Genomic DNA, 26,821 nt, shown 5'->3' with positions numbered 1-26,821 from the left:
CCTGAAAAAAATAACAACCTAGTGTATAGGTTGCTATTTTTAAGGCTATTAGCGATTTTCCTTTTCGAATGTAAGCAGTCCGGCATCAATTTCTTCCAGCGCTTTGCCTACAAATTTATGCGACTTCGGATTTTCGATCTGCGCGTCTTTGTTGATCTGCATTTCGCGGGCGCGTCGGGCCGATACGGTAACGAGCGTGTATTTTGAATCCAGTTTATTCATTAAAGAGTCAATTGACGGATCTAGCATAATTATTCAACCTCCAGCATTTTCTTATATCTTGGAGCAACGCGGTCGCGCCGTAAATGTTCGGCGAGAACGATTGCTTTGATTCTTGCGCACGCAAGCTCAATGCTGTCATTTTCGACAACATAATCGTAGGCGTCCATCAGTTCGATTTCTTCCTTCGCCGCTTTCATCCGGTTTTCGATCAGGGCTTCTGTTTCTGTCCCTCTTGTGACAATCCGGTTTTTCAATTCGGCGAGACTCGGAGGCGCCAAAAAGATAAACAGGCCTTCAGGAAATGCCTTTCTGACTTGCAGCGCACCTTGGACTTCAATTTCGAGAAAAACGTCCCTGCCACTTTCAAGGGTCTGTTCGACGTAGTCAACGGGTGTTCCGTAATAGTTGCCGACATATTCGGCCCATTCGAGCAGCTTGTTGTTCTCGATCATCTCTTCGAACTCTTCGCGCGTCTTAAAAAAGTAGTCGACACCGTCTCTTTCGCCTTGCCGCGGTTTTCTTGTCGTCACCGAAATCGAATATTCAAATTTTGTGTCCTCCTGAGCAAACAGCGCCTGCCTGACTGTTCCTTTTCCGACGCCGGAAGGGCCGGAGAGAACGATTAATAAACCTCTTTCTTTCATAAAGCTCTTATCCCTGCCCTTCATCCATAATTTCTTCTTTAACGGAAAGCCTTTGTGCTACTGTCTCAGGCTGGACGGCAGATAAGATGATATGGTCACTGTCCATAATGACAACCGCACGGGTTCTTCTTCCATATGTAGCATCTATAAGCATGCCGCGGTCTCTGGCATCCTGGATCATCCGCTTAATAGGCGCGGACTCCGGACTCACAATCGAGATCAGCCGATTCGCGGATATGATATTACCAAAGCCGATATTGATCAGTTTAATCGTCATCCTATACGTTCCCCCTGTACTTGGACGTCTCTAGTTTAACCTGCAGAGAACATCCGTAAACAATACGCACAATCGCTATTCTATATTTTGCACTTGTTCTTTTATTTTTTCAATAGAGCTTTTCATTTCGACCACATGTTTTGTGATCTGGTGATCATTCGCTTTTGAACCGATAGTGTTCGCTTCACGGTTCAGCTCCTGGACGAGGAAGTCGAGCTTTCTCCCCGCGGCCCCACCCGCTTCGCAAATATCGCGGAACTGGCGGAAATGGCTTTTCAGCCTCGTCACTTCTTCCGTGATATCCGATCGGTCTGCAAACAGTGCGACTTCCGTCAGCAGACGGCTTTCATCGAGACCGTCTGTTGACCATTCTTCAAGGCGCGCCTCAAGGCGTTCCCGATAGTGGCCGACGACCTTGGGAGCAAGCTTTGCAATGTCGTCTGTCAGCTTTTCAAGCCTTTCAATATGCTGAAGGCAGTCATCCTTCAGCCTCAGCCCTTCTGCTTCGCGCATGCTGCATAATTCAAGAACGGCAGCCTCGACCGCTTCAAGAAGGACTTCTTCAAGCTTGTCGTTTTGGATCGTCTCTTCTTCAACTTGGATGACATGGTCAAACTGAAAGGCGTCTTGAAGCGTGATCTCTCCTGAAAGCCGGCAGCGCTCTTTCATTTCGCGCGCGGCTTTCTGGTACTCCTCAAGCAGCGGCCAGTCAACCTGGATTTTCCGGGTGACCAGAGCCTCGTCGTCAACGGACACGAACAGCTCCAGCCGCCCCCTTTGTATATGTTTAAAAATCGTTTGCTTTATTTTGTCTTCTAAATAGAGCAAAGGTCTTGGCATGCGTGCGTTTACTTCTTTAAACCGATAGTTGACAGATTTCAGCTCAACAGCTGCTGTCAGCCCATCCTTCGTTTTGCTCGCGCTGCCGAAACCGGTCATACTCCGTATCATAAAACACACCCAATTCCGTATAAGTGAAAAAGACTTCTTTGATTTAAATTTACGCAAGATGAAAAGGCAATAGAAACCTCTATTACCTTTAAGATTATATCATACAAGCCTATTTTTTTCTTGTCAAAAGTGACCCGGCCAATAAAAAAGTTGGAATCGCCGACATTCCGACAATCAGGAGCCAGTCTGCCATTAAAATCGGAACCGTATGGAAAATCGGCTGCAGCGGCGGATAATAAATAACGACAAGCATTAAAAGAATCGAAGACAATACTGCGCCGAGCAAATAAATGTTTTCAAACGGATTGCGGTCAAAGATAGACCGCTCGCTCCGGCAGTCGAACACATGGATCAGCTGTGCAAGGACGAGCGTTGCAAAAGCGACCGTCTGAGCATACTCAAGCGCTTCCGGGTTGCGATTGTAAATGAACATAAACGCCCCGAGTGTGGCAATTCCGATTAAAAAGCCGCGCGATACGACCTTCCAGCCGAGCCCCCTTGCAAACACGCCTTCTTTCGGACTTCGCGGCTTCCTCTGCATCACATCGTCTTCAGGCTGATCCATGCCGAGCGCCATGGCAGGCAGGCCGTCCGTCACAAGGTTGACCCATAGAATCTGTATCGGAACAAGCGGCAGCGGCAGAGCGAGCAGCATCGCAAACAGCATGACCAAAATTTCGCCGACATTGGATGCGAGCAAATATCTGATGAACTTTCTAATATTTTCATAGATATTGCGTCCTTCCTTGATGGCCGATTTAATCGTCGCAAAATTATCATCGACAAGAATGAGCGATGATGCCTCCTTGGCAACATCCGTTCCCGTAATCCCCATCGAAATGCCGATATCCGCCTGTTTAATCGCAGGGGCATCATTGACTCCGTCTCCAGTCATGGCGACGATGTGGCCGTTTTCCTGGTAGGCGGTCACGATCTTCAGCTTATGTTCAGGCGACACCCTTGCAAACACGTAAACATCGTCAACAATTTCCGCCAATTCTTCCTGCGAGAGCTCGTTCAGCATCTGGCCGTCCACGACCTTTCCGCGCGGCGGCAATAACCCGAGATCTTTTGCGATGGCTGTTGCCGTTATCACATGATCGCCGGTGATCATCACTGTTTTGATCCCCGCTTCCCGGCACTCTTTAATCGCTGTTTTCACTTCGGGCCGCGGCGGATCGATCATCCCTAACAGCCCGATGAAAGTTAAGCCTGACTCCGCTTTTTCGAGCGAGAGATTTTCTGTTTCTTTGATCGGTTTATACGCGACAGCAATCGTCCTCAGCGCTTGGGACGCAAGCGTTTCCAGCGCCGCGCTTGTTTCGGCGAGTCTTGCCTTTGTGAAGATTTCGCGCTTTTCGTCCGTCAGCGTATGCGACGAACGCTTCATCAATACATCAGGCGCGCCCTTTGTGATGACAAAGCGCTTGCCGCTCTTATCTTCCGCAATGACAGACATCATTTTCCGCGTCGAATCAAACGGAAACTCCTCGATGATTTTAAAATGTTCGTCAACATATCTGTCCGTAAAACCCGCTTTTCGTGCTGCCGTCAGCAAAGCGCCTTCGGTGGGATCGCCGTCAAGACGAAACTCCCCGTCTTTTTCGATAATCGAAGATGAATTGCATAATGCGCCGAACAGAAGGACCTGTTGGAGCGGTTTATGATGCCTGGCTTGCACGTCGCGCCCGTTCATGGTGAAGGAGCCTTCGGGTTCGTAGCCGATCCCTGACACGTTCCACGTTTTCCCGCCTGACCAGACATGGGTGACCGTCATTTTGTTCTGCGTCATCGTCCCGGTTTTATCGGAGCAAATTATGGACGCGCAGCCGAGCGTCTCAACCGCGGGGAGCTTTCTGACGATCGACTTTTGCCTGATCATCCGCTGTACGCCGAGAGACAGAGCGACCGTGACAATGGCCGGCAACCCTTCAGGTATGGCAGCGACGGCAAGGGAAACGCCCGCTAAAAACATGCTGTATAGGTCATGCCCCTGGATGACTCCGGCAGCAACGACAAGCAGCGTCAGGAACAAAGCGGCGACAATCAAAATTTTGCCGAGCTCTTCAAGCCTTCTTTGCAGCGGGGTCGCCGTATTCCCGGCAGATTCGAGCATATCGGCGATTTTTCCCATCGCAGAGTTCATTCCCGTGCCGATAACGACGCCGGTGCCGCTCCCCCTTGTGACCAACGTTCCCATGAAAGCCATATTCTTCAGATCGCCCAGCGATACGTCGGACGCCTGAAAAGCTTCTGCCTGTTTAGACACGGGAAGCGATTCACCCGTAAGAGCCGATTCTTCTATTTCAAGGCTCTTTGTCTCGACAAGCCTGAGATCGGCGCCGATTCTGTCTCCGCTTGCAAAACGGACAACATCTCCCGGAACGAGCTCTTTGGAAGGGATCTTTACCCATTCCCCCTCCCGGAGCACAGCCACTTGAGGAGCCGACAGTTCCTTCAAAGCCTCGAGCGATCTTTCCGCTCGTCTCTCCTGAAAGAAGCCGAGAATGCCGTTTACAAAGATGATCGCAATGATCGCGATGGCGTCAATATACTCCCCGAGGAAACCAGAGATCAACGTGGCCGCAAGCAAAACAAGAACCATGAAGTCCTTGAATTGAGAAAAAAACAGTGCGATCGCCGATGTTTTTTCCCCTTCCTGAAGTTCGTTTGTTCCGTGTCTTTCCAGCCGCTTTTCGGCCTCTTTTTCTGTTAAACCTTTGCCGATGGACGTTTTTGTTATGTTTAACAATTCGGTTTGTCCCATCTCGTGCCATTTCATTGAATCGTCCACTCCTCCTGCCCTAAAGGTTGCTCTTGGTATATCCATCTCTATAAGTCAATTTATTCAGACTCGTCCCAAATCATGCTATAATTATTGAATAGACGCTTTACGAAGAGGATTAACGAGAAAAGGGAGTTTTTCATATGTCTTTTGACGGCATTTTTACATACGGAATGATCGAAGAATTAAATGAAACGATTCGAGGCGGACGAATCGCAAAAATCCACCAGCCGTTTAAGCACGAGCTGGTGTTTCATATCAGAGCGAACGGGCAGAACCGCAAATTGCTGCTCTCCGCCCACCCGAGTTATGCGCGGGTTCACCTGACAAACGAAACCTATGACAACCCGAGCACCCCTCCGATGTTCTGCATGCTCCTCCGGAAGCATCTGGAAGGCGGCTTTATCGACCGAGTCGAGCAAGTCGGCATGGACAGAATGATGGTCTTTCATATCAGGAGCCGGAACGAAATCGGCGACACGCTGACAAGAAAGCTGATGGTTGAAATCATGGGAAGGCACAGCAACATCGTGTTAACCGACGGAGAAAAAGATGTCATCATCGACAGTTTGAAGCACCTGTCACCTTCGGTGAACAGCTACCGCACCGTGCTTCCGGGATACGATTACATTCTCCCTCCCGCCCAGAACAAATTGTCACCGCTGGAAGCGGAAACTGAAGATATTCTCCGCCATTTGAATTTCCAGGAAGGCAAACTGGACAGGCAGATCGTCGATACCTTTTCCGGCGTCTCGCCTCTGTTTGCGAAAGAAGCCGTCTTTCGCGCGGGCCTTGCCAACAGGGCGACACTGCCAAACGTCTTGACAGAGATGTTCAGCGAAATCAAAAACCGGCGTTTTCAGCCCCAGCTTATCACGACAGAAGATGGAAAAGAATATTTTTACCTTCTTGAGCTGACCCATATAAAAGGCGATAACAAACCCTTTCATACGCTGAGCGAACTTCTTGACCGCTACTATTTCGGAAAAGCGGAGCGAGACCGCGTCAAACAGCAGGCTCATGATTTAGAGCGTTTCGCGGCAAACGAAAAGAAAAAGAACGAAAACAAAATCAAAAAGCTGAAAAAAACGCTTGAGCAGTCCGAACACGCGAAGGATTTTCAGCTGTACGGAGAGCTGTTGACAGCGAACCTGTACCAGCTGAAAAAAGGAGACAAAGCGGCGAGAGTCATCAACTACTATGATGAAAACGGCGGAGAAATCACGATACCGCTCAATCCGAATAAAACGCCTTCCGAAAACGCGCAAAGCTATTTTACAAAATATCAAAAAGCGAAAAATTCGGTGGAAGTCGTGAAGGAGCAGATCAGATTAGCAGAAGAGGAAATCGCTTATTTCGACCAGCTGATTCAGCAGCTTTCGTCTGCCTCTCCGAAAGATATAACCGAAATCCGCGAAGAGCTCGCCGAAGGAAAGTATTTGCGGGCCAAACAGCAAGGAGGCCAGAAAAAACAGAAGAAACAGGCGCCGACGCTCGAAACATACGAATCCAGCGCAGGAGAAACGATTCTCGTCGGCAAAAACAACAAGCAGAACGAATATTTGACGATGAAACTTGCCGCCCGCGACCACATCTGGCTTCACACGAAAGATATTCCGGGGTCGCACGTCGTCATCCAATCGAGCGATCCGGACGAGCAAACCATCCTTGAAGCAGCGCAGATCGCTGCCTATTACAGCAAAGCGAAAAACTCGGCTTCGGTTCCTGTCGACTATACAAAAATACGCCATGTCAAAAAGCCGAATGGCGCAAAGCCCGGTTTTGTCACCTACGACAGCCAGCAAACCGTTTTTGTAACACCTGACGAAGACTTGATCATCAAGCTGAAAAAATAATGCTAAAAGGCCTGAACCTCACTGGTTCAGGCCTCTTCTTTTACGGAGAAGCTCGTCGATCTCTTGGACAAGCTCATCATCGATCAAATCATCAATCTGTCCGGCCAGTTTGATCGTGTGACGCGGGCTGGCTCCGTTTGTCGAGACGGATATGGTGATGTTTCCTCTGTTGATTATTTTCGGAACATATACATTTCCAAGCTCCGCTTCACTCGCAACATTGACAAGCTGATCAGGAGCAGCTGATGCGGCGATCCGCTTGTTCACCTCGTGATCATCGGTCGCGAGAATGATCAGAAATGCATCCTTGAAATCGCCGGGTTCCGCTTTTTTCTTCTTCCATTCGATGCCGTGCTCTTCGATCAATCCGAGCATCTCTTCTGATACTTCGGGGCTGATGACGGTTGCAGACGCACCTTCTGCCAGCACCGTTTTCAGACGCCGCGCCGCGATCTCCCCTCCGCCTGCAATGACTGCGGATTTGCCTTTGATGTTAATGTGAAGCGGCAGCATCTGATGCTCCTGTAAAATCAAAGCGGCCGGCTTTGTTGATAACCGCTTCCTCAACGCGGTGCAAAAAGGCATTTTTCACATGAGGGTGGAAGCCGAGGTAATCCGTCAGCACGACGTCCGGATTGGTTTCTTTCAGCTTGGCGGTTTCCCTTTCAATCTCGTTCATCAGCATACCGGTAAACAGCAAATACGGTACGATAAATGTCGTTTTTCCGTCCCGTTCTTTAAGCTGTTTAAACACATCCTGATAGTGCGGTTCACAGGCTGTCATAAAGCAGGGAATGACCTCGTCAACGGGCGCGAGGTCTCTCAGCCGCTCGCAAATGTCATTGACATCCCGTTTGACATCCGGATCAGAGCTCCCCCTTCCGATCACCACGACTCTTGCATGTTCATATGGCGTCCCCGTTTCTTCGATCCTTGTAAAAACCGCTTTGACGACTTCCTGATCGACGCCGATCGGCTTTCCGTAAGCGACGCTGACGGAAGGATACTGCGAAGAAACGCGGGCAAGCTCCTCAGGGATGTCCCTTTTGGCATGCGCGGCTGTCAAGAGGAGAAGCGGCACAGCCGCGATATGCGTCGCGCCCTTTTCCACACACGCTTTAAAACCGGTTTCGATATCCGGTGCCACCAGTTCCAAAAAAGAAATTTCCTGAATGGGGGCGGACATGGTTTCTTTGCAGCTCTCCAAAAAAGCGGCTGCCTCTGTTTGAGCTCTTTTCAGACGGCTCCCGTGGCCGATATATAAAATCGCTTGTTTCATATTAAAGCGCCTCGCTTAATGCCGGATCTTTCAGCTCGGGTTCAAACCAGCTTAACTGTGAGCTGAATTGAACGACATCCCCGATGACAATCAGGCTCGGGTTTTCAATTTTTTCGCTTTCGACTGTACCTGCAAGCGTTTCAACCGTGCAAAGCACCGTTTTTTGTTTGTCCGTCGTTCCCCAATGAATGAAAGCGGCAGGGGTAGACGGATCTCTGCCGTTTTCGATCAGAAGCCTTTCAATTTGCTTCACGTTTTTAATCCCCATATAAATGACAAGCGTATCGATCCCTGTGGCTAGCGCTTTCCACTTCTCTTCAAAATGTTCATCTTTTTGATAATGTCCTGTCACGAAAGCGACGTTTGAACTCGCTTCCCGGTGTGTCACTGGAATGCCCGCATAAGCAGCGGCGGCAATCCCCGAGGTGATTCCCGGCACGATTTCATAAGCAACTCCGTGTTCAGCGAGGGTTTGCGCTTCCTCGCCGCCTCTGCCGAATACGAAAGGATCGCCGCCTTTCAGCCTGACAACGATTTTCCCTTTTTTCGCATACTTGACGAGAAAATGATTGATCGTTTCCTGCTTCATCATGTGGTAGTCCGGAAGCTTTCCGCAGTAGATGAGATCCGCTCCCTCCTTGGCGTGCTGTAAAATCTGTTTATTCACAAGCCTGTCATACAAAATGACATCGGCTGTCTGGATGGCTTTTAAAGCTTTGATCGTCAGTAAATCGGGGTCTCCAGGACCTGCCCCAACGATATATACTTTCCCCATCTTAGATCTCCCCCCGATCTGATCAACGTCTTCTTCAATCATTATAAATCATAAAGAAAGCGTTTGGTGCCTGAAAATATCACAAAAACCAAACGTTTTCTTTATGAAATAGGAAAGTGCATGTGCAGCACTTTCCTATTTCACCCGCATTTTATTTCGTTTGATCTTTCACGTATTGGACGAGCTGATTTTTGCACTCTTCCCGATTATGTGCGCCTGTATCAAGGACTAGCTCAGGCGTTTCAGGCTCTTCATAAGGCGAATCGATCCCCGTGAAAAATGGAATTTCTCCGTTTCTCGCTTTTTTATACAAGCCTTTCGGGTCGCGCTCCTCGCACGTCGCCAAATCGCATTTCACATAGACTTCATGAAACTCATCTTCCTCGACGAGCTGTCTGACAAGCCCGCGGTCTTCTTTAAAAGGGGAAATGAACGCCGTAATGACGATCGTCCCCTGTTCGACAAAGAGCTTCGCGACCTCGCCGATCCGGCGGATGTTTTCCTTCCGGTCTTCATCGGAAAACCCGAGGTCCTTGTTCAGTCCGTGCCTGACGTTGTCGCCGTCGAGCACCGTGACCTGGTAGCCTTGTTCAAACAACTCACGCGCTGCGGCATTGGCAATTGTTGATTTTCCTGAACCGCTCAAGCCCGTCAGCCAAACGATCGAGCTTTTATGTTTATTTTTCTCATGATATTCCCGTTTTGTAATGGACGCTTCATGCCAAACAATATCTTTATTTACCAAGAGATGCTCCCCCTTAAGAAACCCCGGCCGTTAAGCCTTTGATTAATGTTTGAATGACTTCTGGACGGCTGAATGTGCTCGGCGGGAACTCGCCGTTTCTCAGCATGCCCCTCACCTTTGTACCGGACAAAATGACATGATGTTCTTTGCTGTGAGGGCACGTTTTCGCCGTAGCCATTGAACCGCAGACATTGCAGTAGAAGCTGTGTTCGAATTTCAGCGGCGTAATGCCGATCTCTTCCGGCGCGAACTGATCGAACAGTTCCTGCGCTTCATATGTGCCGTAGTAATCGCCGACTCCGGCATGGTCTCTTCCGACGATAAAATGCGTACATCCGTAGTTCTTTCTGACAAGCGCATGGAAGATTGCTTCCTTCGGCCCCGCATAGCGCATCGCCGCCGGAAAAACGCCGAGAAAGACGCGGTCTTTCGGATAGTAGCCGTCAAGCAGCACCTGATAGCTTTCCATGCGGACATCAGCCGGAATATCGTCTGATTTTGTTTCCCCGACGAGCGGATTGAGGAAAAGACCGTCTACCGTCTCGAGCGCCGTTTTTTGAATGTATTCGTGCGCTCTGTGAACCGGATTTCTCGTCTGGAATCCGACGATCGTTTTCCAGCCGAGTTCTGCGAATTTTTTTCTTGTTTCCAGAGGTTCGAATGTGTGGGCCGGGAATTGCTTTACGCTCCGTTTAATGAGAGTGATCGGCCCGCCCACATAAACACTGCCGCGGTCAAACAATTTTTTGACGCCCGGATGCTCGAGTTCGTCGGTTTTATAGATATTGACGGCTTCCGTTTTCTTGTCCGGCGTATAGATGTCTTCGATCTCGATGACGCCGTATGTTTCCCCATTATAGGTGAGGCGGACGGTGTCCCCCGCTTTTAAGCTTGAAGCTTTTTGCTCGTCAACAGGCAGAGCGATCGGAAGCGTCCATACTTCGCCGCTTGACAGTCTCATATTTTCGACAACGGACAGATAGTCTTTCTCTGTCATAAAGCCTTGGATCGGGCTGTACGCACCGATTCCGATCAGCTCCAAATCTGAAAAAGCCATTAAATCCAGTTCTATTTCCTGTGCGATATGTTGAAAATCGTATGCTTCATTGACGCGGTTAACCAATACACCGCCGTGTGGTGCTAAACTCATAAACTTGTTTCCCCCTACTTTGTGTTTAAATTCCTCCGCCTTGTTCATGGACGGAGCTGTGCTCTTTTTTGACTGCTCTCATCAGGCTGATCGTCCCGACAGATGCCAGAAGGACGCTTGTGACGACGATGAGAGCATAATAGTCTCCTTTTAGTAAAAGGCTGACCAGCATATAAGACAGGCTTAATGAAAGGAACGGCGAGACGACCCATACTTTCAGCATCGTTTTGACCACTTGTTTATGAAAGACATTGCCGCCGTTTTTTGCCATTCCCATCCCTATAATAGAAGATGATGTGACTTGCGCAAGCGGAACCGGCAAACCGAAAATCGAACTGATGATGACAAGCCCGGCTCCTGTTCCGGAAAGGATGATCCCCTCTCCTTTTGAAAATTTCGTTATTTTTTTGCCGTTTGTTTCAAGAACGCGCCTGCCCAGTAAAAGGGCGCCCAGCGCGACAAACAGTCCGCCGTAGAGCGTTCCTTCCCCGACTGTCAAAACATGCGCCGCCACCAGAGGTCCGACAGCATTTGCGACATTGTTCATGCCTGCTGAGAAGGCTTCAAAAAACCCGGTGATCAACAGAATGACCGCCAAAACCTTTGCTTTCTTTCCCGAGGCTGGACGTTTGATCGTTTTTTTCATGATGTTTGCCATCGCAAATGTAAAGGTAAAAGCGACGATTGGTACAACGACCCAAAATGAGACGATGACAAGCAAAGATTTCACATATAAAACCTGGTAAGCGACACCTACTCCGACAACAGATCCGACCGTCACTTCACTTGTCGAAAGCGGGATACCGAGTACATTTGCGATAAAGAGCGACAGTGCCGCCGAGCCGATAATAATGCAGACGATTTCAAGCGAAATCACCCGTTCGGGAATGATGCCTGAGCTGATCGTTTTCACGACGTTTCCTCCGCCGATGACGGCGCCCGAGAGAACGCCTGCTGCACAGATTATTAGTGCGTGAAACTTCTTTTTGACGGCTTCAGATCCATAGGCGATTCCCATTGAAGCAGCTGCACCGCTCGCTCCGATATTCATCGCAAAAAACATGCTAAATAAAATGGCGGCAAGTTCCATGACTCATCTCCTTACTCGTGTAATCCGCATTCTGTTTTAGCCGATCCGTTCCAGCGGCCTGATCGAAGATCATCCATTGTAAAGGCCGGAGAGGTGCACGGAGCGCAGCCGATGCTCGGGTAGCCTTGATCATGAAGCGGATTATACGGGAGATCGTGCTTTGTCACATATCTCCAAATATCCTTCCACGTCCAATGAATGAGCGGACAAACTTTGATAGACTTGAATTTTTCATCTTTGTTCAAAAAATTCGTTTTGCTCCGCCCGGGCGATTGCTCGCGGCGCAGGCCCGACAGCCACGCCGGGTAGCCTGAAAGCGTCTCGCGGAGAGGAATGACCTTCCTCATTTCACAGCAGGAATTCGGAGCGGTCTTCCATAGTTCGTCCCCATATTCTTTCGCCTGCTCTTCGACGGTAAGCTCCGGTGTTTTCATGATAATCTGAAGGCCTGGATATCGTTCTTTGACAGCGTCGATCGTTTCATACGTTTCTTTAAAATGAAATCCCGTATCAAGGAAAACGATGACCGCATCTTTTTTCACCTTATAAATCAAATCGATCAGGACGATTCCCTCAATTCCGAAGCTGCACGCATATACAAGCTGATTTCCGTAATGTCCGTACGCCCATTTCAAGACGGACAGCGCTCCTTTATAAGAGTCATCTTCCTGAAAAGAGATATTTGGTTCTTCCCATGTGCTGTAAGTAAAAATTTTCGGTTCCCCCTTTTTTCGCCAACAAAAAAACGGCTTCCAGCAGAAAAAAACTGTGAAAACCGCCTCTAGTTTGTCTAGTCAGCTATTTCAATCTTATTTTTTCATTTTTTTCGATTTGAATGACTTTGCCGTCCTGAACAACGAATGTGATCGATCCGTAATTCATGTCTTTCAGCATGTCTTTCATTTTGATGATCACCTTTTCAAGCTGTTCATCTGTCTTCACTTCTAGCTCCTCCTCTGCCCCTAAAAATTAAAATCTTTCTTCCAAATTTGAAAGAAAGACGAGGAACTCCGCTATTCCTTATCTCTCAAAATGAGGGCATTTTGCTGGAAGTAGCACCTTACGCTTCACACGCAGGTTGCCGGGTTTCATCGGACCAGTCCCTCCACCGCTCTTGATAAGTTTGCTTTTGTTATTTTAAAATTTTAGCACAATTCGAACAAAAGTCAACCCGACTTTTTTTATAGGATTAATAAAAAATAAAAATAATCCGATTTTACTATTTTTAAATCTGTAAAAAGACGCAAAAAAAGCCGTTCTCCCATTAGGAGAATACGGCTTTTATCATTAATCCATCCAAGACTTGCTTTCAGGATCCGCCTTCCATTCTTTCAGTTTGGCGGCATCCTGTTCGCTGATATATCCGCCGGCAAGCGCAGCCTCTGTCAATGTATCGTAATCAGTCAGCGTACGGTATTCAACGCCCGCTTCGCTGAAGGCGGCGGCAGCTTTAGGAAGCCCGTAAGTGAAAATGGCGGCGACGCCGAGCACTTCACATCCCGCCTCTGTGAGAGCGGCTGCCGCTTCAAGGACGCTTCCTCCCGTTGAAATTAAATCTTCAATTACAACGACTTTTTGTCCTTTTACAACAGCGCCTTCAATTTGGTTTCCTTTGCCGTGCGCCTTCGGTTTGCTTCTGACGTAGCACATCGGCAGGCTCAGCCTGTCGGCGGCAAGCGCGGCATGGGGGATTCCCGCAGTTGCCGTACCGGCGATCATTTCGGCTCCGGGAAACTTGTCTTGAATCAGTCCGGCAAGCCCTGAAGCTATATCATCCCTTACTTCCGGATATGAAAGCGTCAAACGATTGTCGCAGTAGATGGGCGACAAGATGCCGCTCGCCCATGTAAACGGCTCGTTCGGGCGCAGGAAAACCGCTTTGATTCTTAATAAATGGTTTGCAATGTCTGTTTTCATGCCTTGGTTCCCTCCCACTCATGTCCTATTTTTCTGTAGGCTGACACAGGATCTTCCGCCTGTGTAATCGAACGGCCGACAACGATCGCCGACACGCCTTTTTCCCTTGCGTAGCCAGGCGTCGCCACCCGGACCTGGTCGTTGTTTTTGTCATCCGCCATGCGAATTCCGGGTGTCACGGTCAGAAAATCTAAAGACGCGGCCCGGTAAATGTGTTCGGCTTCATGGACGGAGCAGACGACACCGTCAAGTCCGCTTTCTTTAGCCAACTTGCTGTAGTGAACAACTGTATCGAGAAGCGGCGTTTCAATCAGCAGCTCTTGCTGAAGCATTTCTGAAGACGTGCTTGTCAGCTGGGTCACAGCAATTAATGAAGGGCGTTTTCGGCCTGCCGGAGTCCCCGCTTCAAGGCCTTCAAGCGCCGACTCCATCATTTGCTTTCCGCCTGCTGCGTGCACATTGACAAGGCTGACGCCAAACCCCGCCAGCCTTTTCATCGCCTTGTATACGGTCGTTGGAATGTCGTGGCATTTTAGATCAAGGAAAATGCGGCAGCCGCGCTCCTGTAACTTTTCAAGGATGGCCGGCCCTTCCTGATAAAAAAGCTCCATGCCCACCTTCACGAAAAGCTCTTCTCCATGAAACCGGTCCAAAAACGCATATGTTTCCTGTGCTGATGCAAAATCAAGCGCGATGATGGGCGGCGTATGTTTCATCCTTCCAGCTCCTTCCGATACACTCGTTCAACGAACGGTATCCGTATTTTTCTAAAACGCGCGGCAAATCGGCGATGATTTCGGGACAAACAAACGGATTAACAAAGTTTGCGGTGCCGACGGCGACTGCGCTCGCACCCGCCAGCAAAAACTCAAGCACATCTTCCGCTGACTGGACACCGCCCATGCCGATGATCGGAATGCTGACTTTTTGGCTGACTTCATGCACCATTCTGATGGCCACCGGTTTAACAGCAGGGCCTGATAATCCGCCGGTTTTGTTCGCCAAGATCGGCTTTCCCGTTTTTAAGTCGAGCCGCATCCCGATCAGGGTGTTGATCATCGTCAAACCGTCCGCTCCCGCTTCTTCTATGGCAAGAGCGATGTCGGTAATATTCGCGACATTCGGCGACAGCTTCACATAGACGGGAACGCTCGCAACCTCTTTCACCGCTTTCGTCAGCTCACTGGCCATTTCCGGCTGCGTACCGAAGGCGATCCCTCCCGTTTTCACGTTAGGACAGGAAATATTCAGCTCGAGCGCATGAACATTCGGTGCTTTGCTGATTTCTTCAGCCACTTCAACATAATCGTCGATCTGCGAGCCGGCGACATTGGCGATAATCGGTGTATCGAACTGTTCAAGCCACGGCAATTCGCGTTCCATGACAGCCTCTAAACCCGGATTTTGCAGACCGATGGCATTAAGCATGCCGGCTTGCGTCTCGGCGACGCGCGGCGTCGGATTCCCGAAGCGCGGTTCGCTCGTCGTCGCTTTAATCATGATCGCACCGAGACGTGAAAGATCGTAAAAGTTCGCAAATTCTCTCCCAAATCCGAAGCAGCCTGAAGCCGGCATAATCGGATTTTTCAATTGAAGGCCCGGCAAATTGACTTCTAGCATCATAACAGCACCTCCTGGGCTTTGAAAACAGGACCATCAAGGCATACCTTCACATAAGATGTTTCGCTTTCTTCCGTATGGCAGACACAGGCAAAGCAAGCGCCGATCCCGCATCCCATGCGCTCTTCCATTGACAGATAAACCTCTTTATCCGGATAGCGCTGTTTTAAAGCTTTCAGCATCGGTGTCGGTCCGCAGGCCATTATGCAGTCAAACTGAAGCCCCTCGTTTTCAATGACATCTGTAACAAATCCCTTTGAACCGCGGGTGCCGTCTGCGGTTGCCACATACACACGCCCGAAACGGCTGAATTCCTGTTCGTAAAAGACGTCTTTTGCAGAAGCAAATCCTAACACATGGATCGCGTGCACCCCTCTATTTGTCAGCTGTTTGCTCAGCTCGTAAAGCGGCGGAACACCGATCCCTCCTCCGACAAGAAGAGCCGTTTTCCCCGGTTCAAGCGATTCAGCCGGAAAACCGTTGCCGAGCGGACCAAGGACATCGATCTGATCTCCTTCCTGTTTTAAAGACAGGAGACTCGTGCCTTCCCCATCCTTGCGAAAGATGATGGTCACCTGCCGGGCGGCTCTGTTGATATCGGCGATGCTGATCGGCCGCCTCAAAAGCGGCGTGAGGGAATCTGAGACCTTGATGTGAAGAAACTGGCCGGGAGCGCCGCAAACTTCGGCAATCTCCCCTTCCAGTACCATTTGATAAATATGATCCGCGATACACTTGTTTGAACGGACTGTCATATACCCTTTTCTCATCTGACGGCCGCCTTTTGCTCAATTTTAATCGCCGGCATATGATCGGCGCGGAAGCTCATGCTTTCAAGCACCCGCAAAATCGCTTCCGCCGTATCAAGGGATGTCAGGCAGGCAACGCCGTTTTCAACGGATTCGCGTCTGATTCTGAAGCCGTCCCTTGCCGGCTGCTTCCCTTTTGTCAGCGTATTGACGACGAACTGCGCTTCCCCGTTTCGAATGACATCAAGGAGATTTGTGCCTTCTTCGCCGATTTTCCCGACGGTTTTAACAGGTACGGATGCGTCTCTTAAATAGCCGGCCGTTCCTTCCGTAGCCAATATTTTATAGCCGATCGCATGGAACCGCTTGGCGATCAATAGACCTTCCTCTTTATCTTTATCAGCAACTGTCAGGAGAACAGAGCCATAATTCGGAATTTGGATGCCTGAAGCGATCAGTCCTTTGTACAGCGCTTTTTCCAAAGTGCTGTCTTTGCCCATGACTTCCCCGGTCGATTTCATTTCCGGTCCGAGCGTGATATCCACTCTCCTCAGCTTTGCAAACGAGAAGACCGGCACTTTCACATATACGCCTTCCTGCTCTTTTTGAAGGCCTTCAGCATAGCCCATATCGGCAAGCTTCCCGCTGAGAATCACTTTTGTTGCGAGATTGGCCATCGGAATGCCGGTGATTTTGCTGAGAAACGGCACCGTGCGGCTCGATCTCGGGTTGACTTCAAGGACGTAAACCTCATCTTTTGAAAGGACAAACTGAATGTTGAGCAGGCCGACGATGTTTAAGCCTTTTGCAAGCTTAATCGTGTGTGCTTCAATCTTTTTCTTGATGTCCTCTGAAAGGGATTGCGGCGGGTAAACGGCAATCGAATCCCCTGAGTGGACGCCGGCCCGTTCAATGTGCTCCATAATCCCCGGAATGACGACCGTTTCACCGTCAGAAATCGCATCCACTTCAATTTCCTTTCCGGTCAAATATTTATCGATCAAGACAGGGTGCTGCGGATTGATTTTCACTGCATTCTTCATATAATGGAGAAGCTCTGTTTCATGGTAGACGATCTCCATCGCACGCCCCCCAAGTACATACGATGGGCGGACAAGCACCGGATAGCCGATGTTGGCTGCGATTTCAACAGCGCCTTCCACAGATGTCGCCGTTTTTCCGAGCGGCTGAGGCACATGCAGCGTTTCAAGCGTCTGTTCGAACTTGTCGCGGTCCTCGGCGCGGTCCAAATCCTCAAGGGATGTTCCAAGAATGGCGACGCCCCGCTCCGCGAGCTCGTCGGCAAGGTTGATCGCAGTCTGTCCGCCAAACTGAACGACGACGCCTTTCGGCTGCTCCAAATCGATGATATGCATGACATCTTCAACAGTAAGCGGCTCAAAGTAGAGCTTGTCGGAGATGCTGAAATCCGTTGAAACCGTCTCAGGATTGTTGTTAATAATGATTGCTTCATAGCCGGCTTCTTTGATCGCCCAAACCGAATGCACAGTCGCATAATCGAATTCGACCCCCTGGCCGATCCGGATCGGGCCGGAGCCAAGAACGATAACGCTGTTTTTGTCTGTTCTGACCGATTCGTTTTCCTCTTCATATGTGCTGTAGAAATAAGGTGTCTCCGATTCAAATTCGGCCGCACATGTATCAACCATTTTATAAACAGGCGTGATGCCTGTTTCTTTTCTAAGATCATAAAGCTTTCTTTCAGGCATCTCCCAGAGAAGGCTGATGAAGCGGTCTGAAAAACCGAGCTCTTTCGCTTCTTTCAAAAGACCCAGGTCGCCGCGCCCGGCTTTCAGCTTTTCTTCAAAGCGAATGATTCCCTCAAGCTTGTGCAGGAAGAACAGGTCAATTGCCGAAAATTCGTGGAGATCGCTGACCGTGTATCCTCTTCTAAACGCTTCGGCCAAGTAAAAGAGACGTTCGTCTCCCGCTTTTTTAATCCGTTTTTCAAGCACTTCATTCGAGATCTTACCGGCATCTTTCAGCTCCAGGTGATAGACATCCGCTTCAAGAGAACGGACCGCTTTCAGGAGAGATTCCTCCCACGTTCTTCCGATCGCCATCACTTCGCCTGTCGCTTTCATCTGCGTGCCGAGCTTGCGGTTTGCCGATTCGAATTTATCAAACGGCCAGCGCGGTATTTTTGAAACGACATAGTCGAGTGCAGGTTCGAAAGACGCGTACGTTTTTCCTGTCACAGGATTCATCATTTCGTCAAGAGACAAACCGACGGCAATTTTAGCGGCAAGCTTTGCGATCGGATAGCCCGTCGCTTTTGAGGCAAGCGCTGATGAACGGCTGACCCGCGGGTTTACCTCGATGATGTAGTACTGAAAGCTGTCCGGGTCAAGCGCCAGCTGAACATTACAGCCGCCTTCGATTTCAAGCGCGCGGATGATTTTCAGCGATACATTGCGAAGCATTTGGTATTCGCGGTCGCTCAGCGTCTGGCTCGGCGCTACAACGATGCTGTCCCCGGTATGAATCCCGACCGGATCGATGTTTTCCATATTGCAGACGACGATCGCGTGATCGCTCGAGTCTCTCATGACTTCATACTCAATTTCTTTGTAGCCGGCTATGCTCTTTTCAAGCAGACATTGGTGAACCGGGCTCATTTTTAAGCCGTTTTCAACAATTTCCTTCAGCTCGTCTTCGTTTGAGCAGATGCCTCCGCCTGTTCCGCCGAGCGTGTATGCCGGCCGGACGATGACGGGGAAGCCGATGCGCTCGACGAACTCGCGCGCTTCCTCGAGCGAGTGGATGATCTCGCTTTCCGGAACCGGTTCATTCAACTCATTCATCAGGCTTCTGAACAAGTCGCGGTCCTCCGCTTGTTGGATCGCAGCCAATTTCGTGCCGAGCACTTCAACACCGCACTCAGCCAGGATGCCGTGCTCGGACAGTTCGACCGCCAAGTTGAGGCCCGTCTGCCCGCCCAATGTCGGCAAAATGGCGTCCGGCCGCTCTTTGCGGATGATACGTGTTAAGAATTCAAGCGTCAGCGGTTCGATATATACGCGGTCGGCCATTTCCGTATCCGTCATGATCGTCGCCGGATTCGAGTTGACGAGAATGACTTCATAGCCTTCTTCTTTTAAAGCGAGGCAGGCCTGTGTACCCGCATAATCAAATTCCGCCGCCTGCCCGATAATAATCGGCCCTGATCCGATCACCAAAATCTTTTTGATATCTACGCGTTTAGGCATACCGCTTCCCCTTCTTTCTCTGTGGTTTCAATCATGTGTAAAAATTGATCAAATAAATGGTTGGCGTCTTCCGGTCCCGGTGAAGCTTCCGGATGGTATTGAACCGTGAAAGCCGGTTCGTGTTTATGTTTAAGCCCTTCGATTGTGTCGTCATTAATCGCCACATGCGTCACTTCAAGCGGCGTGTTTTCAACGGTCGATACGGTATAGCCGTGGTTTTGAGCCGTAATTGATACTCTCCCGGTTGCAAGCTCTTTAACCGGATGGTTGGAACCGCGGTGTCCGAATTTCATTTTCGCCGTCTTTGCTCCGCAGGCGAGGGCAAACAGCTGATGGCCGAGACAGATGCCGAACAATGGAACCTTGCCGAGAATGTTTTGAATCATGGCAATTGCTTCGGGTACGTCCGTTGGATCTCCGGGTCCGTTTGACAGCATTACGCCGTCAGGCTTCAGCTGCATCACTTCTTCTGCTGTTACATTGTGAGGAACGACGATCACATCGCATTTGCGCTTGTTCAGCTCTCTTAAGATGCCGTGCTTCATTCCGAAATCGACAAGCACGATTCGCTTCCCCCTCCCAGGGCTCGGATATGCCGTTTTTGTTGAAACTTGGCTGACCTGGTCGGTCGGAAGGTTCGTTTCTTTCAGCTTTTGAACCAAAGCCTCAGCATCTTCTTCCGGGCCGGCAAAAACCCCTTTCAGCGTACCTGCCGTTCTGATCATTCTTGTCAGCTTTCTCGTGTCAATCCCCGAGAGTCCCGGGATGTTCTTCATTTTTAAATATTCATCAAGGGTATAAGCAGAGCGCCAGTTTGACGGAAGTTGACATAACTCTTTTACGATAAACCCTTTCACATAAGGGGTGATAGATTCAAAGTCGTCTCTGTTGATCCCGTAGTTCCCGATCAGCGGGTAGGTCAGTGTGACAATTTGTCCGCAGTATGACGGGTCTGAGAGGATTTCTTGATAGCCTGTCATCCCCGTGTTGAAGACGACTTCTCCCATGGTGTTTTCCAGGCTGCCGAAAGCTTCCCCTTCAAAAATTGTTCCGTTTTCTAGTACAAGACGTCTTTTCATTTTACAAGTCTCCCCTCTTGGTAAACGAGTTTTCCCTTTGCCATTGTCATAACCGGCCAGCCGAAGCAGCTGATGCCGTCAAACGGCGTGTTTTTCCCTTTAGAAAGAAAGGTGTTTTTATCAATTTTTTCTTCGCGTTCAAGATCTATCAGTGTAATATCCGCGGACCGTCCGGCTTCAAGCTTACCGTAAGGAAGTCCGAACGCCTCGCAAGGTTTGACCGTCATATAATCGAGGAGCTGTTTCAGCGTCCAGTTTCCCGTTTTGACAAAGTGCGTGTAAAGAAGCGGAAAAGCCGTCTCCAAGCCGACAATCCCAAATGGCGCCAGGCTCATTGTCTGTTGTTTTTCATCTTCTGTATGAGGGGCATGATCCGTAGCGATAAAATCGATTGTTCCGTCTGTAAGCCCCTCAAGGAGCGCTTCTCTGTCTTCCGGACTTCTGAGCGGCGGATTCATTTTATAATTTGTATCAAGACCGGGAATGTCGCTGTCTGAAAGGAGCAGATGGTGAGGCGTCACTTCCGCTGTCACACGGATTCCCGCTTTTTTGGCGTCGCGGACGACCCTGACCGATTCCTTCGTGCTGATATGACAGACATGGTAATGGCAGCCTGCCGCTTCGGCCAGAAGAACGTCCCTTGCGATGTGAACGGCTTCGCATATCGAAGGAATCCCGTTTAAACCGTTGGCTTTGGCAAATTTCCCATCGTGGACACTGCCGCCGTAGATCAGTGAATTGTCTTCACAGTGGGCGACAATTGCTTTATCGATCGAAGCCGCTTTTTTCATCGCTTCATACATCATCCCCGCCGTTTGAACGCCGACGCCGTCATCAGTAAACGCAAACGCACCTGCGTCTTTTAGCCCTTCGAAGTCGGTCATTTCCTGACCTGTTTGTCTGATGGTGATGGAAGCGTACGGCAGCACTCTGACAGATGCCGTTTCGTCAATGCGGTTGACGAGCCACTCCATCTGCTCTTTCGTATCGGGGACAGGCCGCGTATTCGGCATTGCGGCGACAGTTGTAAACCCGCCTCTCGCTGCGGCTTTTGCACCTGTTTCGATCGTTTCTTTCTTCTCGCCGCCCGGCTCTCTGAAGTGAACGTGAAGGTCAACAAGCCCCGGCGAGACGAAAAGCCCATCCGCATTGATGACCGTTTCTCCCAAAGCGGCCTCAAGGCTTCCGATTTCGCTGATTGCATCGCCTTCAACCCTGATGTCGCACTGTACTTTTTCACCTTTTTCGTCGAGTATGAAGCCGTTTTTAATTAAATAAGACATAAGCCTGATCTCCCCTTTTTTTGTTTTCGCCGTTTAGAAGCGCTCTTTTTAAAACCGCCATTCTGATATATACACCGTTTTCCATTTGTTTGAAAATTCTCGACTGAGTGGATTCGACCAGCGCACTGTCAATCTCGACGCCTCTGTTAACAGGCGCAGGATGCATGATGACCGCGTCTTTTTTCAGGAGCTCCGCCCGCTTCAGCGACAGTCCGAAAGTTTCAAGATAATCGCGTTCTGCCGCCTTTTTCTCATGACGTTCGTGCTGAATTCGGAGAAGCATCACGACATCCGAATTTGCGACCGCTTCATCAGGCGACACATATGTCCCGTAAGGATTGTTGTCATCCCGCCATTCTTCCGGACCTGAGAAAAGAACCTTTGCTCCGAGCCTTGTCAGCACTTCGGCATTCGATCTTGCCACTCTGCTGTGTTTGATATCTCCGTGTATGGATACCGTCAGCCCGGCAAATCCGCCCCATTCCTCGTAAATCGTCAGCAAATCGAGCAAAGATTGAGTGGGATGCTGACCGCAGCCGTCTCCGGCATTGATCACCGGAATGCCGACATGTCCGATAAGTTCATCGTAATAATGATCCTGAGAGTGTCTGATCACACATACATCAGCGCCGATGGATTCGAGTGTCTTGACGGTATCGTACAACGATTCTCCTTTTTGTACGCTTGTTGAAACACCGTCCAGGTTCAGCACATTCATGCCGAGTTTCTTTTCAGCCACTTCGAAGCTGAAGCGCGTTCTTGTGCTCGGTTCAAAAAACAGATTGGCAGCAAACTTTCCGGAGAGGACGGAATCGAATTTCCTTTTTTTCAGCTCTCTCGCCTCTTCAATCAGCTCGTGAATATCCTCAAGACTAAGCTCATTCATTGCGGTCAAGTGTTTCATTTTTTCTCCCCCTCAGGCTTTAATTTCCTGTGAAAAAACCCCAAGCCACAACGGCTTGGGGTACAGTGAACCAGAGAATGCGCTTTTTTGCACTTCTCTCTCCGTAACCCTTTCAAGCCTCTCTGGACTTCATTTAAAAGGTTTTTAAATATGCTCTTCTATTTCAATCCCGTCCTGATCTCCCTTTGATTCAGGCAGGACAAGGTTTAAAATCACTCCGACGATCGCTGCAAGCGCCATGCTTGACAGCTCGAACCCTGAGATTTTGATAAATGCGCCGCCCACTCCGATGACGAGAATGACGGATGAGATGATCAGGTTTCGCTTATTTTCCAAGTCAATTTTGTTATCAATCAGCATGCGCAGTCCGCTTGATGCGATGATACCGAACAGCAGGAAGGAAACGCCTCCCATGACTGCAGAAGGGACAGAGCTGATCAGGGCCGAAATTTTGCCGATAAACCCGAAGCACAGTGCAATAACAGCCGCTCCGCCGATGACAAATACGCTGAATACTCTTGTGATGGCGAGTACGCCGATGTTTTCTCCGTAGGTCGTTGTCGGCGGTCCGCCGATGCATGATGCCAGCATCGTTGCGACACTGTCGCCGAAAATCGAGCGGTGAAGCCCGGGCTTCTTAATGAAATCCTGACCGACGACTTTGCTTAATACCATTTGGTGGCCGATATGTTCTGACATTGTCACGAAAGCAACGGGCACCATGGCGATTCCGATTCCGACAGCCGCCGCGCTCGGCGTATAGTCGACAAACGGAATGACGAAATCTGGAACAGCAAACCATTTGGCGTCAAGGACCATCTGGAAGTCGACGATGCCTTGGGTCAGGGCGAACAAGTATCCGCCGATAATTCCGATCAAGACAGGAATCAGGCTGAAAAATCCTCTTAAGAAAATCGCGCAGATTATGGTGAGCGCGAGTGTGAATCCTGCGACGCCAAAATGTTTGGCGCTGTAGACGAGCACTTTTGCTCCCGAATCTTCATACATGGCCATATTGACAGCCGTGCTTGCCAGCCCGAGTCCGATGACGATAATGACCGGACCGACGACAACAGGCGGCAGGAGCCTCATCAGCCAGTCCGTTCCCAGCTGCTGGATGAGCAGGGCGATCAGCCCGTAGGCGATGCCTGCCATAAATGCGCCGATCATGGCCGCCCCAGGGCCTCCGGCGGCTTTTGCCGCGATAATCGGGGCAATAAATGCAAAGGATGAACCTAAGTAAGCCGGGATCTGTCCTTTTGTAATCAAGAGATATGCAAGCGTTCCTAGCCCGCTCGTTATAAGGGCCACGCCTGGGCTTAAGCCTACAAGCTTTGGCACGAGGATCGTCGCTCCGAACATGGCAAACAGATGCTGCAGGCTGAAAGTTAGCCAATTCAAAGGTTTTGGTACTTCTCTGACACCAAGGTTCACTTTTTTCTGACTCATATTTTTTCCTCCTGATGGTTGACTCACTGTCTTTGATGTCTTTATATCCTGAAAAGATTGTGCCCATTAAAAAAGCCTCTTTGCTTAAATTGCGCAAAGAGGCAGACAAAGATCCGCCGCATGGTGAGGCGGCATCTTTCGTTCTATCCCTCTTTGCAAACTCACTGGAATGCATTTAAAAAAGGATTGTCATTCACTTTTTATAAATCGCCGCAAGGTCGCGTCCGTCAACTTCTTCCAATTGAACCATGACCTTTTCGGTTTTCGATGTCGGGATGTTTTTCCCGATATAGTCGGCTCTGATCGGCAGCTCTCTGTGGCCGCGGTCGACAAGCACCGCGAGCTGGATGGATGAAGGCCGCCCGACATCGACGAGCGCATCCATGGCCGCTCTGACTGTCCGTCCCGTGTAAAGCACATCATCGACGACGATCACCTTTTGATCGGTGATGTCCGCCGGAATGTCCGCTCCTTTGACAAGCGGCTCTTCATTAGACGTTTTTTTGGAGAGATCATCCCTGTAAAGGGTGATGTCGAGCTCTCCTACGGTGACTTTGTTTCCTTCGATTTGCTCAATCCGTTCGGCAAGCCGTTTGGCCAGATAGATGCCTCTCGTTTTGATTCCGACAAGGATACAGTTGTTCATTCCTTTGTTTCGTTCAATCATTTCGTGGGCGATTCTTGTCAGCGCCCTTCTGATCGCCTGTTCGTCAAGCACAACAGCCTTTTCTTGTTCCTGCATGGCCAGCACCCCGCATCTTTTAAAGGATAAAACAAAAACCCCTTCTGCATAAAGGCAGAGAGGGGTCTTGAAACGAATTCATTGATTCGCTTGTCCGGTATCCTTCTCAGCCTCTCTGGACTGTGTTAAAGAATCTGATTTAACTGCATTTATTATTTCAAAAAAGAAAACGTCTGTCAACGTTTATTTCGAATTTTGTCGAGGAGATTTTTCATGTCATCAGGCAGAGGCGCCTCAAATTCAACATATTCTCCGGTACGCGGATGGTCAAATCCCAATACGCCCGCATGCAGCACCTGGCCATTGAAATCGACCGTCTTTTTCGGGCCGTATTTCGGATCTCCCGCCAGAGGAAAACCGATATATTTCATATGCACGCGAATTTGATGGGTTCGCCCCGTTTCAAGCTGGCATTCAACAACAGTGAAATCGTCGAACCGTTCGATCACTTCAAAATGAGTGACGGCATGCTTTCCATTTTCCCTTGTGACCGTCATACTCTGCCTGTCTTTTTTATCCCTGCCGATCGGCGCGTCGATCGTCCCGTGGTCATGCGGGATGACGCCGTGGACAAGCGCGGTGTATTTTCTCGTCACCGTTTTGTTGACAAGCTGATTCACGAGCGATTCATGCGCCATGTCGTTTTTGGCAACCATCAACAGACCTGAAGTGTCCTTATCAATCCGGTGGACGATGCCCGGCCTCATCACGCCGTTGATGCCTGACAGATCGTCACAATGCGCCATCAAACCGTTGACAAGCGTCCCCGTCAGATGGCCGGGAGCCGGATGAACCACCATTCCGCGCGGCTTGTTGACGACAAGAACGTCCTGATCCTCATAATAAATATCAAGATCCATCGGTTCAGCCGTGACATCAAGCGGTTCCGGTTCTGGAACATGGACTGACACCGCATCCCCATCCTGAACTTTATAATTGGCTTTGACCGCATTTCCGTTAACCAGCACGCGGTCTTCTTTAATCCACTGCTGCACCTGAGTCCGCGACCAATCCGCTTCAACTGCGGTCAAGTACTTGTCAATCCGTTCACCTTTATGTTCTTCATGAACGGTCATATCATAATGCTCCATGTTACAGCTCCTTCTTCTTCTTTCCGTCTAACAGCATTTGTATAAATAAGAGCAGGACACCGACGCATAAAGATGAATCGGCAATGTTGAAAATCGGATAATGATAATTGACGATCGTCACGTGTATAAAATCGACAACTTCTTGCCTGAACACGCGGTCGATAAAATTGCCGACAGCACCGCCAAGCATCAATCCGAGAGCGGTTCCGAGCAGGATTTGTCCTTTGGCATGTTTTTGAATGTAGTAAACAATGCCGATGATAACCGCCGTGGTAATGATGTAAAAAAACCACATCTGTCCGGCCAAAATGCCCCATGCTGCGCCTGTATTTCTGTGCGACGTAATTTGAAAGAAACCGTCGATGACGGGAATGCTTTCACCGTACTCCATTTTGCTGACGACCAGCCATTTTGTAAATTGATCGATACCGATAATGAGCACTGCAATTATGTAATAAGGCACAAACCGTTCCTCCAGTTTCTGTTTCTCTTCATTTAAGCATTTTAACAAGAAAAAGAAAAGGAGTAAAGGAATATTCATTGACATCCTGCAAGAGGGCAAAAGCCCTCCCCTCTTGCAGAATGTTATGAGTAGAGCGCCCGGTTGAACGTCTCATCCGTCTCAGCCCAAATAGGAAGCGTCTTTTTTTCAAACTGGGCATGATATAAAAAATCGTTCGCGGTGCGCGCCGTCGGCAGAATAGCCATTTTTTCCAGCGGAATTGCCTGATTCGTTTCTTCGCAAATGCCGTATGTTCCGTTTTCGATTTTTGAAAGGGCCAAAAGCACGTCCTGCAGCTCTTCTTTGACATGATACATAAGTGTTACCTGCTGATACGAATTGATGCCTTGAGAATCCTGCTGAAAAAAGGAGTATTCAAAAAGCCTTGCTTCCAGTTCTTCCTTCATTTGAAGAAGTTCGGTATGAATTGCCGCCAGCTGATCGTTCACGCCTACATCAACTCCTGCTCTTATCGTTTGTG

General features: G+C 49.4%; 27 protein-coding genes and 1 riboswitch. Of the genes, 1 reads left to right on the top strand and 26 read right to left on the bottom strand.

The features are described from left to right. Positions 1-48: 48 nt before the first annotated feature. The 5 genes from rpoZ to MHB72_RS09365 form a co-directional block, all read right to left on the bottom strand. Positions 49-249, bottom strand: a complete 201-nt coding sequence (gene rpoZ / locus MHB72_RS09385) for a DNA-directed RNA polymerase subunit omega (protein ID WP_020451344.1) — start codon at positions 247-249, stop codon at positions 49-51. A 2-nt stretch (positions 250-251) separates the two neighbouring features. Continuing rightward, the gene (gmk, locus tag MHB72_RS09380; RefSeq protein ID WP_216920556.1) at positions 252-866 is read right to left on the bottom strand and encodes a guanylate kinase; all 615 of its coding nucleotides are present in this window, start codon (positions 864-866) and stop codon (positions 252-254) included. 7 nt (positions 867-873) lie between these two features. Beyond that, the gene (gene remA, locus MHB72_RS09375; protein WP_003181657.1) at positions 874-1,143 is read right to left on the bottom strand and encodes an extracellular matrix/biofilm regulator RemA; all 270 of its coding nucleotides are present in this window, start codon (positions 1,141-1,143) and stop codon (positions 874-876) included. A gap of 75 nt (positions 1,144-1,218) precedes the next feature. Further along, positions 1,219-2,094 (bottom strand): YicC/YloC family endoribonuclease, encoded by an 876-nt coding sequence (locus MHB72_RS09370; RefSeq protein WP_216920554.1) that lies wholly within the window; start codon positions 2,092-2,094, stop codon positions 1,219-1,221. Between the two features lie 109 nt (positions 2,095-2,203). After that, positions 2,204-4,876: a calcium-translocating P-type ATPase, SERCA-type gene (locus tag MHB72_RS09365; protein WP_020451342.1), complete on the bottom strand. Its 2,673-nt coding sequence runs from the start codon at positions 4,874-4,876 to the stop codon at positions 2,204-2,206. Positions 4,877-5,022: 146 nt separating this feature from the next. Here MHB72_RS09365 and MHB72_RS09360 point away from each other — a divergent pair, with 146 nt between their 5' ends. Beyond that, on the top strand, positions 5,023-6,735 hold the full coding sequence (locus MHB72_RS09360) for an Rqc2 family fibronectin-binding protein (protein WP_020451341.1): 1,713 nt from the start codon (positions 5,023-5,025) through the stop codon (positions 6,733-6,735). A gap of 18 nt (positions 6,736-6,753) precedes the next feature. Here the strand turns inward: MHB72_RS09360 and MHB72_RS09355 are convergent, their stop codons facing one another. The 21 genes from MHB72_RS09355 to MHB72_RS09255 all read right to left on the bottom strand — a co-directional run bounded on the left by MHB72_RS09355 (position 6,754) and on the right by MHB72_RS09255 (position 26,789). Further along, positions 6,754-7,248, bottom strand: a complete 495-nt coding sequence (locus MHB72_RS09355) for a precorrin-2 dehydrogenase/sirohydrochlorin ferrochelatase family protein (protein ID WP_020451340.1) — start codon at positions 7,246-7,248, stop codon at positions 6,754-6,756. Next, positions 7,229-8,014: a sirohydrochlorin chelatase gene (locus MHB72_RS09350; protein WP_216920552.1), complete on the bottom strand. Its 786-nt coding sequence runs from the start codon at positions 8,012-8,014 to the stop codon at positions 7,229-7,231. The genes MHB72_RS09355 and MHB72_RS09350 overlap by 20 nt, the downstream gene beginning before the upstream one ends. A 1-nt stretch (position 8,015) precedes the next feature. Then, positions 8,016-8,789: a uroporphyrinogen-III C-methyltransferase gene (gene cobA / locus MHB72_RS09345; RefSeq protein WP_020451338.1), complete on the bottom strand. Its 774-nt coding sequence runs from the start codon at positions 8,787-8,789 to the stop codon at positions 8,016-8,018. A gap of 151 nt (positions 8,790-8,940) precedes the next feature. Further along, positions 8,941-9,534, bottom strand: a complete 594-nt coding sequence (cysC, locus tag MHB72_RS09340; RefSeq protein ID WP_020451337.1) for an adenylyl-sulfate kinase — start codon at positions 9,532-9,534, stop codon at positions 8,941-8,943. 13 nt (positions 9,535-9,547) lie between these two features. After that, positions 9,548-10,684: a sulfate adenylyltransferase gene (gene sat, locus MHB72_RS09335; RefSeq protein ID WP_020451336.1), complete on the bottom strand. Its 1,137-nt coding sequence runs from the start codon at positions 10,682-10,684 to the stop codon at positions 9,548-9,550. A gap of 25 nt (positions 10,685-10,709) precedes the next feature. Further along, the gene (locus tag MHB72_RS09330) at positions 10,710-11,774 is read right to left on the bottom strand and encodes an inorganic phosphate transporter (RefSeq protein WP_020451335.1); all 1,065 of its coding nucleotides are present in this window, start codon (positions 11,772-11,774) and stop codon (positions 10,710-10,712) included. Positions 11,775-11,785: 11 nt separating this feature from the next. After that, a complete protein-coding gene (locus MHB72_RS09325; RefSeq protein ID WP_023857233.1) occupies positions 11,786-12,487 on the bottom strand; it encodes a phosphoadenylyl-sulfate reductase in 702 nt (233 codons plus the stop codon). Between the two features lie 85 nt (positions 12,488-12,572). Next, positions 12,573-12,689 carry a YezD family protein gene (locus MHB72_RS09320; protein ID WP_369878884.1) on the bottom strand — a complete coding sequence of 39 codons (117 nt, stop codon included), beginning with the start codon at positions 12,687-12,689 and terminating at the stop codon, positions 12,573-12,575. A gap of 102 nt (positions 12,690-12,791) precedes the next feature. Beyond that, positions 12,792-12,898: riboswitch (SAM riboswitch) on the bottom strand. Between the two features lie 163 nt (positions 12,899-13,061). Then, positions 13,062-13,691 carry an orotate phosphoribosyltransferase gene (pyrE, locus tag MHB72_RS09315; RefSeq protein ID WP_020451333.1) on the bottom strand — a complete coding sequence of 210 codons (630 nt, stop codon included), beginning with the start codon at positions 13,689-13,691 and terminating at the stop codon, positions 13,062-13,064. After that, positions 13,688-14,407: an orotidine-5'-phosphate decarboxylase gene (gene pyrF, locus MHB72_RS09310; RefSeq protein WP_216920549.1), complete on the bottom strand. Its 720-nt coding sequence runs from the start codon at positions 14,405-14,407 to the stop codon at positions 13,688-13,690. Before pyrF ends, pyrE begins: the two co-directional genes overlap by 4 nt. Next, positions 14,376-15,311, bottom strand: coding sequence for a dihydroorotate dehydrogenase (locus MHB72_RS09305; protein ID WP_195536437.1), 936 nt, complete (start codon positions 15,309-15,311; stop codon positions 14,376-14,378). The genes pyrF and MHB72_RS09305 overlap by 32 nt, the downstream gene beginning before the upstream one ends. Next, on the bottom strand, positions 15,311-16,081 hold the full coding sequence (locus MHB72_RS09300) for a dihydroorotate dehydrogenase electron transfer subunit (protein WP_023857236.1): 771 nt from the start codon (positions 16,079-16,081) through the stop codon (positions 15,311-15,313). The genes MHB72_RS09305 and MHB72_RS09300 overlap by 1 nt, the downstream gene beginning before the upstream one ends. Continuing rightward, positions 16,078-19,290, bottom strand: a complete 3,213-nt coding sequence (gene carB, locus MHB72_RS09295; protein ID WP_216920547.1) for a carbamoyl-phosphate synthase (glutamine-hydrolyzing) large subunit — start codon at positions 19,288-19,290, stop codon at positions 16,078-16,080. The genes MHB72_RS09300 and carB overlap by 4 nt, the downstream gene beginning before the upstream one ends. Continuing rightward, positions 19,275-20,369: a carbamoyl phosphate synthase small subunit gene (locus MHB72_RS09290; RefSeq protein WP_023857237.1), complete on the bottom strand. Its 1,095-nt coding sequence runs from the start codon at positions 20,367-20,369 to the stop codon at positions 19,275-19,277. The genes carB and MHB72_RS09290 overlap by 16 nt, the downstream gene beginning before the upstream one ends. Beyond that, positions 20,366-21,652, bottom strand: coding sequence for a dihydroorotase (locus MHB72_RS09285; RefSeq protein WP_020451327.1), 1,287 nt, complete (start codon positions 21,650-21,652; stop codon positions 20,366-20,368). Before MHB72_RS09285 ends, MHB72_RS09290 begins: the two co-directional genes overlap by 4 nt. After that, a complete protein-coding gene (locus MHB72_RS09280; protein WP_023857239.1) occupies positions 21,636-22,556 on the bottom strand; it encodes an aspartate carbamoyltransferase catalytic subunit in 921 nt (306 codons plus the stop codon). Before MHB72_RS09280 ends, MHB72_RS09285 begins: the two co-directional genes overlap by 17 nt. 144 nt (positions 22,557-22,700) lie before the next feature. Next, a complete protein-coding gene (pyrP, locus tag MHB72_RS09275; RefSeq protein WP_216920544.1) occupies positions 22,701-24,005 on the bottom strand; it encodes a uracil permease PyrP in 1,305 nt (434 codons plus the stop codon). A 193-nt stretch (positions 24,006-24,198) separates the two neighbouring features. Further along, positions 24,199-24,747: a bifunctional pyr operon transcriptional regulator/uracil phosphoribosyltransferase PyrR gene (pyrR, locus tag MHB72_RS09270; protein WP_020451324.1), complete on the bottom strand. Its 549-nt coding sequence runs from the start codon at positions 24,745-24,747 to the stop codon at positions 24,199-24,201. Positions 24,748-24,923: 176 nt separating this feature from the next. Beyond that, positions 24,924-25,838 (bottom strand): RluA family pseudouridine synthase, encoded by a 915-nt coding sequence (locus MHB72_RS09265; protein ID WP_023857242.1) that lies wholly within the window; start codon positions 25,836-25,838, stop codon positions 24,924-24,926. A gap of 1 nt (position 25,839) precedes the next feature. Then, positions 25,840-26,379, bottom strand: a complete 540-nt coding sequence (gene lspA, locus MHB72_RS09260; protein WP_223254792.1) for a signal peptidase II — start codon at positions 26,377-26,379, stop codon at positions 25,840-25,842. A gap of 44 nt (positions 26,380-26,423) precedes the next feature. After that, the gene (locus MHB72_RS09255) at positions 26,424-26,789 is read right to left on the bottom strand and encodes a TraR/DksA family transcriptional regulator (RefSeq protein ID WP_023857244.1); all 366 of its coding nucleotides are present in this window, start codon (positions 26,787-26,789) and stop codon (positions 26,424-26,426) included. Positions 26,790-26,821: the final 32 nt, after the last annotated feature.

The sequence above is a fragment of the Bacillus sp. FSL K6-1284 genome (genome assembly GCF_038002625.1).
Taxonomy (GTDB): Bacteria; Bacillota; Bacilli; order Bacillales; family Bacillaceae; genus Bacillus; species Bacillus paralicheniformis.
This window is presented reverse-complemented; position numbering and strand designations above follow the sequence as displayed.

Bases quoted from the DNA above. Each gene is read 5' to 3' on its own strand.
- MHB72_RS09265 (WP_023857242.1), bottom strand. From the start codon at position 25,838: ATGGAGCATTATGATATGACCGTTCATGAAGAACATAAAGGTGAACGG.
- carB (WP_216920547.1), bottom strand. From the start codon at position 19,290: ATGCCTAAACGCGTAGATATCAAAAAGATTTTGGTGATCGGATCAGGG.
- remA (WP_003181657.1), bottom strand. From the start codon at position 1,143: ATGACGATTAAACTGATCAATATCGGCTTTGGTAATATCATATCCGCG.
- pyrP (WP_216920544.1), bottom strand. From the start codon at position 24,005: ATGAGTCAGAAAAAAGTGAACCTTGGTGTCAGAGAAGTACCAAAACCT.
- MHB72_RS09330 (WP_020451335.1), bottom strand. From the start codon at position 11,774: ATGGAACTTGCCGCCATTTTATTTAGCATGTTTTTTGCGATGAATATC.
- pyrE (WP_020451333.1), bottom strand. From the start codon at position 13,691: ATGAAAACAGACATTGCAAACCATTTATTAAGAATCAAAGCGGTTTTC.
- MHB72_RS09285 (WP_020451327.1), bottom strand. From the start codon at position 21,652: ATGTCTTATTTAATTAAAAACGGCTTCATACTCGACGAAAAAGGTGAA.
- MHB72_RS09355 (WP_020451340.1), bottom strand. From the start codon at position 7,248: ATGCTGCCGCTTCACATTAACATCAAAGGCAAATCCGCAGTCATTGCA.
- MHB72_RS09350 (WP_216920552.1), bottom strand. From the start codon at position 8,014: ATGAAACAAGCGATTTTATATATCGGCCACGGGAGCCGTCTGAAAAGA.
- gmk (WP_216920556.1), bottom strand. From the start codon at position 866: ATGAAAGAAAGAGGTTTATTAATCGTTCTCTCCGGCCCTTCCGGCGTC.
- MHB72_RS09360 (WP_020451341.1), top strand. From the start codon at position 5,023: ATGTCTTTTGACGGCATTTTTACATACGGAATGATCGAAGAATTAAAT.
- pyrR (WP_020451324.1), bottom strand. From the start codon at position 24,747: ATGCAGGAACAAGAAAAGGCTGTTGTGCTTGACGAACAGGCGATCAGA.
- sat (WP_020451336.1), bottom strand. From the start codon at position 10,684: ATGAGTTTAGCACCACACGGCGGTGTATTGGTTAACCGCGTCAATGAA.
- lspA (WP_223254792.1), bottom strand. From the start codon at position 26,379: ATGAATATTCCTTTACTCCTTTTCTTTTTCTTGTTAAAATGCTTAAAT.
- MHB72_RS09290 (WP_023857237.1), bottom strand. From the start codon at position 20,369: ATGAAAAGACGTCTTGTACTAGAAAACGGAACAATTTTTGAAGGGGAA.
- MHB72_RS09305 (WP_195536437.1), bottom strand. From the start codon at position 15,311: ATGCTAGAAGTCAATTTGCCGGGCCTTCAATTGAAAAATCCGATTATG.
- MHB72_RS09365 (WP_020451342.1), bottom strand. From the start codon at position 4,876: ATGAAATGGCACGAGATGGGACAAACCGAATTGTTAAACATAACAAAA.
- pyrF (WP_216920549.1), bottom strand. From the start codon at position 14,407: ATGAAACATACGCCGCCCATCATCGCGCTTGATTTTGCATCAGCACAG.
- MHB72_RS09280 (WP_023857239.1), bottom strand. From the start codon at position 22,556: ATGAAACACTTGACCGCAATGAATGAGCTTAGTCTTGAGGATATTCAC.
- cobA (WP_020451338.1), bottom strand. From the start codon at position 8,789: ATGGGGAAAGTATATATCGTTGGGGCAGGTCCTGGAGACCCCGATTTA.
- MHB72_RS09370 (WP_216920554.1), bottom strand. From the start codon at position 2,094: ATGATACGGAGTATGACCGGTTTCGGCAGCGCGAGCAAAACGAAGGAT.
- rpoZ (WP_020451344.1), bottom strand. From the start codon at position 249: ATGCTAGATCCGTCAATTGACTCTTTAATGAATAAACTGGATTCAAAA.
- MHB72_RS09300 (WP_023857236.1), bottom strand. From the start codon at position 16,081: ATGAGAAAAGGGTATATGACAGTCCGTTCAAACAAGTGTATCGCGGAT.